General features: G+C 71.3%; 12 protein-coding genes. 3 read left to right on the top strand and 9 right to left on the bottom strand.

Features of this window, described 5'->3' with window-relative positions:
- Window positions 1-23 precede the first annotated feature (23 nt).
- Both argF and PBV52_RS36950 read right to left on the bottom strand, forming a co-directional pair.
- Entirely contained in the window at window positions 24-1,031 is a 1,008-nt protein-coding gene (gene argF / locus PBV52_RS36955) for an ornithine carbamoyltransferase (RefSeq protein ID WP_274244575.1), read from the bottom strand.
- A gap of 90 nt (window positions 1,032-1,121) precedes the next feature.
- Window positions 1,122-2,345 (bottom strand): arginine deiminase, encoded by a 1,224-nt coding sequence (locus PBV52_RS36950; protein ID WP_274244574.1) that lies wholly within the window; start codon window positions 2,343-2,345, stop codon window positions 1,122-1,124.
- Window positions 2,346-2,466: 121 nt separating this feature from the next.
- Here PBV52_RS36950 and PBV52_RS36945 point away from each other — a divergent pair, with 121 nt between their 5' ends.
- Window positions 2,467-3,504 (top strand): SPFH domain-containing protein, encoded by a 1,038-nt coding sequence (locus tag PBV52_RS36945; protein ID WP_274244571.1) that lies wholly within the window; start codon window positions 2,467-2,469, stop codon window positions 3,502-3,504.
- On the top strand, window positions 3,501-4,400 hold the full coding sequence (locus PBV52_RS36940) for a hypothetical protein (protein ID WP_274244569.1): 900 nt from the start codon (window positions 3,501-3,503) through the stop codon (window positions 4,398-4,400). The genes PBV52_RS36945 and PBV52_RS36940 overlap by 4 nt, the downstream gene beginning before the upstream one ends.
- A gap of 20 nt (window positions 4,401-4,420) precedes the next feature.
- Here the strand turns inward: PBV52_RS36940 and PBV52_RS36935 are convergent, their stop codons facing one another.
- From PBV52_RS36935 to PBV52_RS36925, 3 genes are all read right to left on the bottom strand, one after another.
- The gene (locus PBV52_RS36935; RefSeq protein WP_274244567.1) at window positions 4,421-6,967 is read right to left on the bottom strand and encodes a polynucleotide kinase-phosphatase; all 2,547 of its coding nucleotides are present in this window, start codon (window positions 6,965-6,967) and stop codon (window positions 4,421-4,423) included.
- Window positions 6,964-8,454, bottom strand: coding sequence for a 3' terminal RNA ribose 2'-O-methyltransferase Hen1 (locus PBV52_RS36930; protein WP_274249811.1), 1,491 nt, complete (start codon window positions 8,452-8,454; stop codon window positions 6,964-6,966). Before PBV52_RS36930 ends, PBV52_RS36935 begins: the two co-directional genes overlap by 4 nt.
- A 577-nt stretch (window positions 8,455-9,031) precedes the next feature.
- Window positions 9,032-9,952 carry an LLM class F420-dependent oxidoreductase gene (locus PBV52_RS36925; RefSeq protein ID WP_274244565.1) on the bottom strand — a complete coding sequence of 307 codons (921 nt, stop codon included), beginning with the start codon at window positions 9,950-9,952 and terminating at the stop codon, window positions 9,032-9,034.
- A 241-nt stretch (window positions 9,953-10,193) separates the two neighbouring features.
- Here PBV52_RS36925 and PBV52_RS36920 point away from each other — a divergent pair, with 241 nt between their 5' ends.
- Window positions 10,194-10,370, top strand: coding sequence for a hypothetical protein (locus tag PBV52_RS36920; RefSeq protein WP_167364459.1), 177 nt, complete (start codon window positions 10,194-10,196; stop codon window positions 10,368-10,370).
- 406 nt (window positions 10,371-10,776) lie between these two features.
- On the opposite strand, the gene PBV52_RS36915 is transcribed toward PBV52_RS36920, so the two are convergent.
- The 4 genes from PBV52_RS36915 to PBV52_RS36900 form a co-directional block, all read right to left on the bottom strand.
- A complete protein-coding gene (locus PBV52_RS36915; RefSeq protein ID WP_274249809.1) occupies window positions 10,777-11,247 on the bottom strand; it encodes a DUF6099 family protein in 471 nt (156 codons plus the stop codon).
- A 219-nt stretch (window positions 11,248-11,466) separates the two neighbouring features.
- A complete protein-coding gene (locus tag PBV52_RS36910; protein ID WP_274244563.1) occupies window positions 11,467-11,793 on the bottom strand; it encodes a nucleotide pyrophosphohydrolase in 327 nt (108 codons plus the stop codon).
- Window positions 11,790-13,022 (bottom strand): ATP-binding protein, encoded by a 1,233-nt coding sequence (locus PBV52_RS36905; protein WP_274244560.1) that lies wholly within the window; start codon window positions 13,020-13,022, stop codon window positions 11,790-11,792. Before PBV52_RS36905 ends, PBV52_RS36910 begins: the two co-directional genes overlap by 4 nt.
- A gap of 120 nt (window positions 13,023-13,142) precedes the next feature.
- The gene (locus tag PBV52_RS36900) at window positions 13,143-13,532 is read right to left on the bottom strand and encodes a cell division protein SepF (protein ID WP_274244558.1); all 390 of its coding nucleotides are present in this window, start codon (window positions 13,530-13,532) and stop codon (window positions 13,143-13,145) included.
- Between the last annotated feature and the right edge of the window lie 155 nt (window positions 13,533-13,687).

Below are 13,687 nucleotides of genomic sequence, written 5' to 3'. Positions count from 1 at the left end.
ACCCCTACGGGGCGACTCCCCACTCAACCCAGCGTCGCCACCAGAACCGCCTTGATCGTGTGCATCCGGTTCTCCGCCTCGTCGAAGACCACCGAGTGCGCCGACTCGAAGACCTCGTCGGTCACCTCGAGAGAGTCCAGGCCATGGCTCTCGAAGATCTCCCGGCCGACCTGCGTACCGAGGTCGTGGAAGGCCGGCAGGCAGTGCAGGAACTTGACGTCCGGGTTCCCGGTGGCGCGCAGCACGTCCATGGTCACGGCGTACGGAGCGAGCGCCGTGATCCGCTCGTCCCAGACCTCCTTGGGCTCACCCATGGAGACCCAGACGTCGGTGGCGACGAAGTCGGCGCCGCGGACGCCCTCGGTGACGTCCTCGGTGAGCGTGATGGCGGCGCCGCTGTCCTCCGCCAGCTTGCGGGCGCGGGCCACGACCTCGTCACCGGGCCAGTACTCCTTGGGCGCCACGATCCGTACGTCCATGCCGAGCAGGGCGCCGGTGATCAGGTAGGAGTTGCCCATGTTGAAGCGGGCGTCGCCCAGGTAGGCGAAGGTGATCTCCTTGAGCGGCTTGCTGCTGTGCTCCGTCATCGTCAGCACGTCGGCCAGCATCTGGGTGGGGTGCCAGTCGTCGGTCAGGCCGTTGTAGACGGGCACGCCGGCGTACGCGGCCAGCTCCTCCACCTTCGCCTGACTGTCCCCGCGGTACTCGATCCCGTCGTACATCCGCCCGAGCACGCGCGCGGTGTCCTTCACGGACTCCTTGTGGCCGATCTGTGAGCCGGACGGGTCGAGGTACGTCGTCGAGGCACCCTGGTCGGCGGCCGCGACCTCGAACGCGCAGCGCGTGCGCGTCGAGGTCTTCGCGAAGATCAGCGCGATGTTCCTGCCCCGCAGGTACTGCGTCTCGGTCCCGGCCTTCTTGGCGGCCTTCAGCTCGGCGGCCAGCTCGATCAGCCCGCGGAACTCCTGCTCGGTGAAGTCGAGCTCCTTGAGGAAGTGGCGGCCGGCGAGGGCGGTCGGGACAGTCGCCATGGGGGCGCTCCAGAGATACGAGTACAGGGACCCTGGAAGTCTATACGACCATCAGCATTTCTATACGGTGAGCATTTCCATACGGTCGCCTTACACGGCCTCCCGCTCGACCGGACAGCTCATACAGCGCGGTCCGCCCCTCCCCCGCCCCAGCTCGCTGCCCGGGATCTCGATCACCTCGATGCCCTGCTTGCGCAGATGCGTGTTGGTGGTGGAGTTCCGCTCGTAGGCGACGACGACGCCCGGCTCGACGGCCAGCACATTGCAGCCGTCGTCCCACTGCTCGCGCTCAGCCGCGTGGACGTCCTGGGTCGCGGTCAGGACACGGATCTCGCTGAGGCCCAGGGCGGCGGCGATCGCGCGGTGCATGTGCTCCGGCGGATGGTCGGTGACCTTCAGCTCCTTGTCGCCGGCGCCCGGTTCGATGGTGTACGAGCGGAGCATGCCGAGCCCGGCGTACTGGGTGAAGACGTCGCCGTCGACCATCGTCATCACGGTGTCGAGGTGCATGAGGGCGCGCCGCTTGGGCATGTCGAGGGCCACGATCGTCTCGGCCGACCCGGCGGCGAACAGCTTGTGCGCGAGCATCTCGACGGCCTGGGGCGTGGTCCGCTCGCTCATGCCGATGAGGACCGCGCCGCTGCCGATCACCAGGACGTCTCCGCCCTCGATGGTGGAGGGGTAGTCGGCCTGCCCCTCGGACCAGACGTGGAACGTTTCGTCACGGAACAGCGGGTGGTGCCGGTAGATCGCCTCGAAGTGCACGGTCTCGCGCTGCCGGGCGGGCCAGCGCATGGCGTTGACGGAGACGCCGTCGTAGATCCAGGCGGAGGTGTCGCGGGTGAAGAGGTGATTGGGCAGGGGCGCGAGGAGGAATTCGTCGAGGTCCATGACGTGGAAGCGCACGGAGGTCGGCTCAAGGTGCGCCTCCAGGAACTCCCGCTTGGTCATGCCGCCGACGAGGGCCTCGGCGAGCTCGGACGAGGGCAGGCTTTCGAAGGCCGCGCGGAGGTGGCCCGTGGCCAGCACCCCGTACTCCTTCTCGTCGAAGACCCGGTCCAGGACGAGCTTCCTGGCCGCCGGGATCTCCAGGGCCTCGGTGAGCAGGTCGCCGAAGAGGTGGACGGTGACCCCGCGGTCGCGCAGGACGTCGGCGAACCCGTCGTGCTCGGCGCGCGCCCGGCGCACCCACAGCACGTCGTCGAAGAGCAGCGCGTCCTTGTTGCTGGGGGTGAGCCTTTTGAGCTCGAGATCCGGCCGGTGCAGGATGACGCGGCGCAGCCGCCCGGCTTCGGAGTCGACATGGAATCCCATGTCTCCATCCTGACCATCGCCGCCCGAGTTCACCCCCTGCTCGACCGTTTCCGTTCTCGTCCCCTTGACGACAAGTGACTCTGGCGATTATCGTCTACCCGACGAAAAGTGAGGGGATCTCATGGCCGACATCACCCGGCGCCTGGGGTGGCGCCACTTGCGGGGCGCTCCGACGGCACACATCCGCCACCACCGCTCCGGCCGGCTGGTGCACGACGGCCCGGGACTGAGCTTCTGGTTCCGTTCCCTGACCGCCACGCTCTCCGAAGTCCCGGTGGACGACCGAGAGTTGGCGATGACCTTCCATGCCCGTACGTCCGACTTCCAGGACGTGGCCGTACAGGCGACGGTCACCTACCGGATCAGCGACCCAGCCGTGGCGGCCGCGCGCCTGGACTTCTCCGTCGACCCGGACACCGGCGCCTGGCGGGGCACCCCGCTGGAGCAGCTCGGGACGCTCCTGACGGAGACGGCCCAGCAGCACGCGCTGGACGTGCTGGCCCGTACGCCGTTGTCGGCGGCGCTGGTCGACGGCGTGACCGCGGTGCGGGAGCGGATCGCGGCGGGCCTGGCCGGGGAGCACCGCCTCCCGGCGACCGGCATCGAGGTCGTCGCCGTACGCGTCATGGCGCTGCGCCCCGAACCCGAGGTGGAGCGAGCGCTGCGCACGCCGGCCCGCGAGCAGATCCAGCAGGAGGCGGACCGGGCGACCTACGAGCGGCGGGCGGTGGCCGTCGAGCGGGAGCGCGCGATCGCCGAGAACGAACTGGCCAGCCAGATCGAACTCGCCCGCCGGGAGGAGCAGTTGGTGGACCAGCGCGGCACGAACGCGCGGCGGGAGGCCGAGGAGCACGCCGCCGCGGACGCCGTCAGGGCCGAGGCCGAGGCGGCACGGACGGTGCGGCTCGCGGAGGCGGAGGCAACGCGGTCCGTACGGCTGGCCCGGGCGGAGGCCGAGGGCGCCCGCGAGGTCGGTGCGGCGCGGGCGCAGGCGCAGGCGGCCTGGCTGCGGGTGCACGCGGAGGTGGACGTGGCGACGCTGCACGCGCTCACCGGGACACGGCTGGCGGAGAACCTGCCGCGGATCGACAGCGTGACGGTGTCGCCGGACGTGCTGACGGGCCTGCTCGCCAGGCTCGGGACGCAGGGGCAGGCGTGAGTCTCGCGCCCCGGGTCGTCCTCGTCCATCGCACCACGGAGTACGAGGAGTTGGTGGCCCGGCACGGCACGCACGGCCAGGCCGCCTTCTTCCTCGCCTCCCGGGGCCGCGACGTCGAGGAGGTGGCCGAACCCCACCGCCGGACGCGACAGGCGCTGACGGAGGTCACCTCAGCAATCCCCCTGACCTGGCGTCAGACCCGGGTCGAGCGCGCCGACTTGGACCGTTTCCTGTTCGCGCCCGAGGACGTCGTGGTCGTGGTCGGGCAGGACGGCCTGGTGGCGAACGTCGCCAAGTACCTCGCCGGGCAGCCGGTGCTGGGCATCGACACCGACCCCGGCCGCAACCCGGGCGTCCTGGTGCGCCACCGCCCCGAGGACGCCGGCCCGTTGCTCGCCGCCACGCAATCCGGAAGGGGCCGCTTCGACGAACTCACCATGGTCGAGGCCGTCGCCGACGACACACAGCGCCTCGTGGCGCTGAACGAGATCTACCTGGGCGCCGCCGGACACCGGACGGCCCGATACCGCCTGGGCCTGGAGGACGACGGGGGTGTCGTCGAGGCCCAGGCCTCGTCCGGGGTGCTGATCGGCACCGGGACGGGGGCGACCGGATGGATCCGGTCGGTGTGGCAGGAAAGGGGCGGGCAGCTGCGGCTGCCCGCCCCCACGGAGGAACGCCTGCTGTGGTTCGTACGGGAGGCCTGGCCCTCCCCGGCCACCGGTACGTCACTGGTGGCCGGGGAGCTCGCCGCCGCGACCCGTCTCCACCTCACCGTCGAGTCCGAGCGGCTCGTCGCCTTCGGGGACGGGATGGAGACGGACGCGATCGAGCTGACCTGGGGTCAGACCCTCCGCGTGGGTGTGTGCCGGGAGCGGCTGCGACTCGTCGACTGACGGTGAACAGCCGCTGACCGTCACAGCCGGGGGTCCACCGGCTCCGACTCCAGCGCCAGCACCCCGAACACCGCCTCGTGCACCCGCCACAGCGGCTCGCCCTCCGCCAGCCGGTCCAGGGCCTCCAGCCCCAGTGCGTACTCGCGGATGGCGAGGGACCGCTTGTGGTTGAGGAACCGCTGCCGCAGCCGGGCCAGGTTGTCCGGGCGCGTGTACTCGGGACCGTAGATGATCCGCAGGTACTCGCGGCCCCGGCACTTGATGCCGGGCTGCACCAGCCGCCCCTGCTCGCTGCGTACGACCGCACCCAGCGGCTTGACGACCATGCCCTCGCCGCCGCGGCCGGTCATCTCCAGCCACCAGTCGACGCCGGCCCGCACCGACTCCGGGTCCCCGGTGTCGACGTACAAGCGTCGGGTCGTCTGGAGCAGACCCGTGCTGTCGTGCTCCACCAGCCGGTCGAGGAGCGCGAGCTGCTCGTCGTGCGCGAGCGCGGCGAGGCTGCGGCCCTGGACCGCCAGGATCTGGAACGGGGCCAGGCGTACGCCGTCCAGGCCGTCCGTCGTCCAGCAGTAGCGGCGGTACGCCTCCGTGAACGCGGCGGCGTCCGAGGCCCGTTCGCGCTGGCGCGCCAGCAGCCCGGACACGTCGACACCGCGCGCCGCAGCGCCCTCCAGGGCGGCCAGTGCGCCCGGGAACACCGCCCCGGAGGCGGCGCCGACCGCCGCGTACTGCGAGCGCAGCAGGCCCTGTGCCTTCAGCGACCACGGCATCAGCTCGGCGTCGAGCAGCAGCCAGTCGGTCTCGAGGTCGGCCCAGAGGCCGGCCTCGCCGATCGCCGTCCGCAGCCGGTCGAGGATCGTCTCCGTCACCGACTCGTCGTCGAAGAAGGGGCGACCGGTACGGGTGTACAGCGACCCGGTGGGGCCGTCGACCCCGAACCTCTTGCGCGCGACCTCCGCGTCCCGGCACACCAGGGCCACCGCCCGCGAGCCCATGTGCTTCTCCTCGCACACGACCCGCTCGACGCCGTCCTCCTTGTACTGCGCGAAGGCCTCGGCCGGGTGCTCCAGGTAGCCCTCGATGTGCGACGTCGCCGTCGGTGCCATCGTCGGCGGGAGGTAGGGCAGCAGGCGCGGGTCGACCGCGAAGCGGCTCATGACCTCCAGGGCAGCCGCCGCGTTCTCCTCACGGACGGACACCCGGCCGGCGTGCCGCGTCTCCACGACCCTGCGCCCGTGCACGTCCGCCAGGTCGAGCGGCCGCCCGTCGTGCCCGCCCGGTGCCTCCGTCCGCAGCGGCTTCGTCGGCTCGTACCAGACCTGCTCGGCCGGTACGTCGACCAGTTCCCGCTCCGGCCAGCGCAGCGCGGTCAGCTTGCCGCCGAAGACGGCACCGGTGTCCAGGCAGATGGTGTTGTTCAGCCATGTGGCCTCCGGGACCGGAGTGTGGCCGTACACCACAGCCGCCCGGCCTCGGTAGTCCTCGGCCCACGGGTAGCGCACCGGCAGCCCGAACTCGTCGGTCTCCCCGGTGGTGTCGCCGTACAGCGCGTGCGAACGCACCCGTCCCGACGTACGGCCGTGGTACTTCTCCGGCAGACCGGCGTGGCAGACGACCAGCCGGCCGCCGTCGAGAACGTAGTGGCTGACGAGCCCGTCGATGAACTCCCGTACCTCGGCCCGGAACTCCTCGCTCTCGCCCTCCATCTGCTCGATGGTCTCGGCGAGCCCGTGCGTGTGCTGGACCTTGCGGCCCTTGAGGTAACGCCCGTACTTGTTCTCGTGGTTGCCCGGCACGCACAGGGCGTTGCCCGACTTCACCATCGACATCACGCGGCGCAGCACGCCCGGGCTGTTCGGGCCGCGGTCGACGAGGTCGCCGACGAAGACGGCGGTACGGCCGTCCGGGTGCGCGCCGTCGACGTAGCCCAGCTTGCCCAGCAGCGACTCCAGCTCAAAGGCGCAGCCGTGGATGTCGCCGATGATGTCGAAGGGGCCGGTGAGGTGGGTGAGGTCGTTGAAGCGCTTCTCGGTGACGACGGTGGCGTGCTCGACGTCCGCCACGCCCCGCAGGACGTGCACCTTGCGAAAGCCCTCGCGCTCCAGGTGCCGCAGGGATCGGCGGAGTTCGCGGGTGTGCCGCTGGATGACGCGGCGCGGCATGTCGGCCCGGTCGGTGCGGGCCGCGTTGCGCTCGGCACACACCTCCTCCGGCACGTCGAGCACGATGGCTATCGGCAGCACGTCGTACTGCCTGGCCAGCTCGATCAGCTGCCGCCGGGCGTCCTGCTGCACGCTGGTGGCGTCGACGACGGTACGGCGGCCCGCGGCCAGGCGCTTGCCCGCGATGTAGTGCAGGACGTCGAAGGCGTCCCGGGTCGCGCTCTGGTCGTTCTCGTCGTCGGAGACCAGGCCGCGGCAGAAGTCGGAGGAGATGACCTCGGTGGGCTTGAAGTTCCGGTGGGCGAAGGTGGACTTGCCGGAGCCGGAGGCGCCGATGAGCACGACGAGGGAGAGGTCGGTGACGGGCAGGACGCGTCCCTGCGGTGTCGGGTTCTCGGTCATGCGGCCTTCGCCTCCTTCTCGTCGTTGCTGGTGCTGTTCATGCCGGCTGCGCCCATCTCGAAGACGGCCATCTGGGTGGGCGGCCCCACCTCCGGGTCGTCCGGCCCCACGGGCACGAACTCCACGCCGTACCCGTGCCGTTCGGCCACCGCCCGCGCCCAGGCCCGGAACTCCTCGCGCGTCCACTCGAACCGGTGGTCGCCGTGCCGGACATGGCCGGCCGGGAGGCTCTCCCAGCGGACGTTGTACTCGACGTTCGGGGTGGTCACGAGGACGGTCCGCGGGCGGGCCGCGCCGAACACCGCGTACTCCAGGGCGGGCAGCCGTGGCAGGTCGAGGTGCTCGATGACCTCGCTGAGCACGGCGGCGTCGTAGCCCTTGAGCCGGTTGTCGGTGTAGGCGAGGGAGCTCTGGAAGAGCTTCACGCGCGAGGCCTGCCGCTCTCCCATCCGGTCCAGCTTCAGCCGCCGCCCGGCGATGGTCAGCGCCCGCATCGACACGTCCACGCCCACGATCTCGGTGTACGCCGGCTCCTTGAGCAGCGCCTGCACCAACTGGCCCTGTCCGCAGCCGAGGTCGAGCACGCGGGAGGCGCCGACCGCCTTGAGCGCGGCCAGGATCGCGTCCCGGCGCTGCACGGCGAGCGGGGTCGGCTTCTCCTCGGCCTCGCTCTCCGCCTCGACCGCGTTGTCGATGTCCTCGACCTCGCTGTCGTCGGCCTCCGCGAGCCGCACGAGTTCCAGCCGCTCCATCGCCTCCCGGGTCAGCGACCAGCGGCGCGACAGGTACCGGCTGGTGATCACCTTCTGCTCCGGGTGGTCCGGCAGCCAGCCCTCACCGGCCCGCAGCAGCTTGTCGACCTCGTCGGGGGCGACCCAGTAGTGCTTGGCGTCGTCGAGGACGGGGAGCAGGACGTAGAGGTGGCGCAGGGCCTCGGCGAGGGTCAGCGCCTCCGATTCCAGGACGAGACGGACGTAGCGCGAGTCGCCCCACTCGGGGAACCGCACGTCCAGCGGCACCGGCTCGACGGTCACCGCCCAGCCGAGCGGCTCGAACAGCTGTCGTACGAGCTGCGGGCCGCCCCGGGCCGGTAGCGCGGGCACCTCGATGCGCAGGGGCAGGGGCTGCGCGGCGCGCTCGGGCCGGGCGTTGCACACGCCCCGCATCGCGCTGGAGAAGACGGCGCTCAGCGCCACGGCCAGCAGCGAGGAGGCCGCGTACGGGCGGTCGTTGACGTACTGCGCGAGCGCCGCGTCGGGCGCGCCGCCCCGGCCCTTGCCCTTGCCGCGCCGGACCAGTGCCACCGCGTCGACCTCCAGGAGCAGCGCCGCCGTGCAGCGCTCGGCGTCCGCCTCCGGGTAGAGGACGTGGGCCTTGCCGTAGGAGGTGGAGAACGCCTGCGATTTCTCGGGGTGCTTGTGCAGCAGGTAGCCGAGATCGGTGGCCGGGCGTTCCGGCGTGCCGGTGGTACTGATCGTCAGGAACACGGTGGTTGCCTCGAATGTGGTCTGAACTGCGGACACCACAACGTACAGCCCGCCACCCGGCCGCACGCAGGCATTTTTCGCTGCACTCCGGCTGCGGCAATCACCTGGGCAGACACCGAAAGGACGGGCGGAGCAGAAAAAGTACGGAGGCCTTTAGGGAGATCCGGCGGATCACCGGCACCCGCGGACCGAAAACCCTGAAGGGCTGGGCACTGGCCGAGGACCCCCGGCAGGCCGGGCACAGGACCCGACCGCCGCCGATATCAACGGTCGTTGAAGGCCGGAGGAAATCACCGGCCGTTGAGGACCGTAAAGATCACCGGTCGCCGAAGACCGGAGAACGGAGAACTGAGAGATATATGTCCGAGAAAATGACCGCCGAGATCGAGTCCGTCTGACCGACGTGAGCCGGTAAGTCCCCGCCAATTCCCCGGCACACCACCGCACCCGCGAAAAGGAGTCCTCCACGACGGGGCCACGACCGACGCGAAGAGCGCGGCTCGCCCGGAACCGGGCAGTGCGGCCCCGTCAAGGACCTCCGCAGGGCGCGGACGGCGGATCTGTACAGCGTGGCCTACTACAGCTGCGACTGGACCTGGGAGGAGATGAGTTCGAGGTGGTCCAGGTCGGCCAGGTCGAGGACCTGCAGGTAGATCCGCCGCGACCCGATCTCCTGGTACCGGCCGATCTTCTCGACGACCTCGTCCGGGGAGCCGGCGAGTCCGTTGAGCTTCAGCTCGTCCACCTCACGTCCGATCGCGGCGGCACGACGGGCGACCTCCTGGTCGTCCTTGCCGACGCACACGACGAGGGCGTTGGAGTAGACGAGCTCGTCCCCCTTGCGACCGGCCTCCGCGGCGGCGGCCCGCACGCGCCCGAACTGCCGCTCGCTGTCCTCGACCGAGGCGAACGGCATGTTGAACTCGTCGGCGTACCTGGCGGCCAGCCGCGGAGTACGGGTGGCGCCGTGCCCGCCGATCAGCACCGGGATCCTGCCCTGGGCGGGCTTGGGCAGGGCAGGCGAGTCGCTGAGGTCGTAGTACTTCCCGTGGAAGTCGAAGGTCTCACCGGCCTCGGTCGCCCACAGCCCCGTGACGATGGCGAGCTGCTCCTCCAGCCGCCCGAACTTCTCCTTCGGGAACGGGATGCCGTACGCCTGGTGCTCCTCCTCGAACCACCCGGCCCCCAGGCCGAGTTCGACCCGGCCGCCGGACATCTGGTCGACCTGGGCGACCTGGATGGCGAGCACGCCGGGCAGCCGGAAGGTACCGGCGGTCATCAGGGTCCCGAGGCGAATCCGCTTGGTCTCCCGCGCGAGGCCGGCGAGCGTGATCCAGGCGTCGGTGGGGCCGGGAAGGCCGTCCCCGGAACCCATCTTCAGATAGTGATCCGACCGGAAGAACGCGTCGAAGCCGAGGTCCTCGGTGGCCTTCGCCACGGTGAGGAGGGTGTCGTACGTGGCGCCCTGCTGGGGCTCGGTGAAGATGCGAAGATCCATACCTCCATCCTGCACGCCGCGGCACCTGTCGACCGAACCGGTCCCCCTGCCCTCCGCATCCACGGTCGGGTGAATTCCGTCCACGCCGTTGCCGCCCCTCGCCCGGGCCAGTGACCGGCCCCGACGGTGATCGTTGGCTCGATCGGAGCCGGACCGCCCGGCCCCCGCTCCGGCCGTCGACCGCCGGAGCGTCACCGTGTCGGCCCACTTCCATCGGGGGCCGGAGGCCGAGGAGGCCGTCATGTCCGAGAACTTCCCACCACAGCAGGGCGGCGGCACCGGCCAGCCGAAAGGGCTGCTACAGCAGATGGAGGAGCTGATGGCGGCCCTGAACGCGGACCTGTCGGCCCTCGACGCGGACCTGCAGTCGACCGGGGGGCCCGGACGCGGCCAGCTGCAGGACGGGGAGACCGGCTGACGGCCCGTCTGCTTACTGCTGGGCGGGGGTGGCGGCGCCGGCTGGGCCGAGTCACAGGTGCCGTTCGCTTTGCGGGTCGCCCGGCGTCACAGCTGGGCGGAGGGGGTCGCGCGGCCCGGCGCTGACGGGGTGCCGCCCGCGCCCACCCGTGCCGCCCCAACGGCACGACTGCCCGCGGCTGGGGTGGACGTACCCGCAGCCGCGTACGGCGAGCAGGGGACGTGCCGGGGGTGTCCGCCCGCAGCGGCCGGCGTCAACACACAGCACCTCCTGCGCAACCGAGCCGCCGGACCGAGGACGGACACCCCCCGGCACGTCCCCGCCCCACAACACACCCGCACGCGCTACGCGAACCCCACCCCACCCGCACAGGCCGCCGCAGGCACCCCGGCCCCGCCGGCGGACGCTACCCCGCCTCCCTCTCCGGCAACACCTGATCCCGATCCGCCAGTCTTCGCAGCATCTCCAGCACCCGGTCCCGAGACTCGTCCGCCGCGTCGATCGCCTCCATGCACTGCCAGTACGTCGCCTCGTCATCCGCGGAACTGGCCATGCCGACGAGAGCGATCCCGACCTCCCCCAAGAGGCTGCCCAGATGCATCAACGCCTGCCGCGCATCGCCCAGCTCCGTGAGCTGGGCCGCGCGTAAGGCCCCGTCCGCCAGTTCCGGTGCCTGAAGGACCCCGCAGCCACGCCCAGCCAGCTCCGTCAGCCCCAGCGCCTCGCCCCGTAGTTCAGGTGGCCCGAACACCGCGAGCCGACTCCCTATCGCCTGAGCCAGGGCCTGTGCCTGCCACACCTCGGTCATGATCTCCGGTGCACCCCTGCTCCCCGCCAGCGCCCGCCTGCTCGTCACGATCAGCCGCACCGCGTCCATCCGCAGTCCCCGTCTGTCCCGACGCGCTGCCCACGCGTCCGCCCGAACTCCCTTGTCCACTACCCAGAGTGAAGGCCCTTGAGACGAAAAGCCAGAGGAAGACGGAAATCTGCGGACAACTTTTCAGCTACGACCTGCTGAATGAACACAGAGAGTAAAACCGGACTGCGCGCCTCCCCCACGCCGCCTCTCCCTCACACCCCCTACGCGGCCCCTCCCCTACGGCGCCGGAAACCTCCGCTCGTTCCGGTCGATCTTCGCGTCCAACGCCGCCAACGGATCGATCCCGAGCACCTCGCACAGCTGCAACAGATACGCCAGCACATCCGCGACCTCATCGGTCACCCGCGCCGAGGTGTCCGGGTCGTCCATGACCCGCGCCGACTCCTCCGGCGTCAACCACTGGAAGATCTCCACCAGTTCGGACGCCTCGACGCTGAGCGCGGCGACGAGGTTCTTCGGCGTGTGATACGGCTGCCAGTTGCGCACGGCGGCGAACTCGGCCAGCCTGCGCTGCAGCTTGGCCACATCAAGAGGTTCGTTCACGGCGTCAGGTGTACCACCGTGACGCCATCGACCTCCGTCCCCGCCACCCCCGCCACCCCGGCCGCCCCCGAAGCCCCCAAGACCCCTGCCACGTCACTCACCGCCCCGACCACCCGAATATGCCCCCGCTCACACATCCGCGCCGCCAGCCGCACCAACTCCCCGCGCTGCCCCGGATCCAGCCCCCGGTCGAGCCCATCCGCGAGCACGGTCAGCGTCTGCATCGCCGCGGGCACCTCACCGACCGAGTCGACCTCCAGCACCCCGGGCCCGGTCAACAGCACCAACGACAGCGCGAGATACCGCAGCTCACCATCGCCCAGCCGCCCGAGCTCCGTCCGCACCCCGTCCCCCCGGTCGAGCACCCCCCGCACCGTCCCGTCCCCCAGCACCTCGGCGACCACGTCCGCCACCGCCCCGGCACACCCCGCCCCCACCGCGGCCACGAACTGCGCATGCCGCCGCCCGCATTCGGCGCGGGTCCGCCACAGCACATCGGCGAGGTTGTCGCAGCCCCCGAGCAGCCGCCCGGAACCGACCGGCGCGGGAGCCCGCATCCGATCGGGCCGGGGATCGCAGGCGAAGACCGACCGCAACGCCACCACCATCTGCTCCGCGGCGGCGAGCACCCGCCGCTGCCCGTCCGTCTTGCCGGCCACCCGCAGCGGCAGCAGAGCGGTACCGAGCCGATCGTCGGGCAGCGGCGCCCGTGTCACCGGCGACTGACCGGCCGTATGCCAGGCGGCCTGAACGTAGGGCCTGCTCGGGTCGCGCAGGGCCGTCTCCAGCAGGACCACACCGCCCGCGCTCAACCGCTCTCCCACGATGCGCAGTTCCGGCTCGGCCTGCACGGCGACATCGAGCCGGACCGGCCCCTCGGGACCGTCGGCCGTGCAGCCGATACGGAAGCCACGCCGCCGTTGGGCATCGGGCCGGGCCCGCTCGGGCACGCAGGCCACCGGATCGGCGAACACCTCACCGACCCCGGCACCCCCACCGAGCCGTGCCAGCGCCTCGTACGCCCGCAGCGCGGTCGTCTTCCCGCACCCGCTCGGCCCGGCGAAGAGCGTGAACGCCCCGAGCGCAAGCGCGGCCCGCCGATGCCCGGCGAACGCGGACAGCCGCAGCTCGGTGACGCGAGGCCGGGCGGCATGCGCCTCGCCCACGGACTGCACGGAAGGCGAGAGGGAAGCGACACCTGTCACGGACGACTCAGACGACACGGCCATGTCCGGACCGTAGGACCCCTGCCGTCAGGCGAACCGTTCCACCCCGGCACCCTTCCTACGATCGAGGGACCGCCCGCCCCGCCCGCCCCGCCCCCTCACCTGCCGGGACCGCAGCCCCCCTCACGCGCCAGGAACTCCCGCGCCCTCCATCAACCCGCTCACCTCGGTCCCCGGCGGCGTCAGCAGGAACACATTCCGGTCCACCCGGTGCATCCCGCTCGCCAGCCCGAAGACGACGCCCGTGCTGAAGTCGAGGACCCGTTTGGCGACCTCGGTCTCCGCCCCTGTCAGATCCAGCAGCACCGGAATCCCCGCCATCAGTGTCTCGGCGACGTCGCGGGCGTCCGCGAACACGTTGACCCGTAGGACGACGAACCGGCGACGCGGCTCCGTCACCGCCTCCGGGGGCACTCGGTGGTCCACCGCGGACGGCCAGGCGTCACGGCCGCGCAACGGCACGACCTGGGCGAGCCCCTCCCACTGTTCATCGGTGACGTCGTGGCTGTTCACCGGCTCCCCCCGCCTTGACTCGCCTTCAATGCCTGCACCAGCCAATTCTTACGCCAAGTCACCCGTTCGGCCCAACAGCGACACGATGCGCGACCGCATCGCGCCGTCCCGCAGCCCTCACATCGCCCTCACATCGGGCCCTCGGCGGCTGTGTG

The sequence above is a fragment of the Streptomyces sp. T12 genome (assembly GCF_028736035.1).
Classification (GTDB): Bacteria; Actinomycetota; Actinomycetes; order Streptomycetales; family Streptomycetaceae; genus Streptomyces.
Note: the sequence above shows the minus strand (reverse complement) of the source record. Positions and strands in the feature narration are given on the sequence as shown.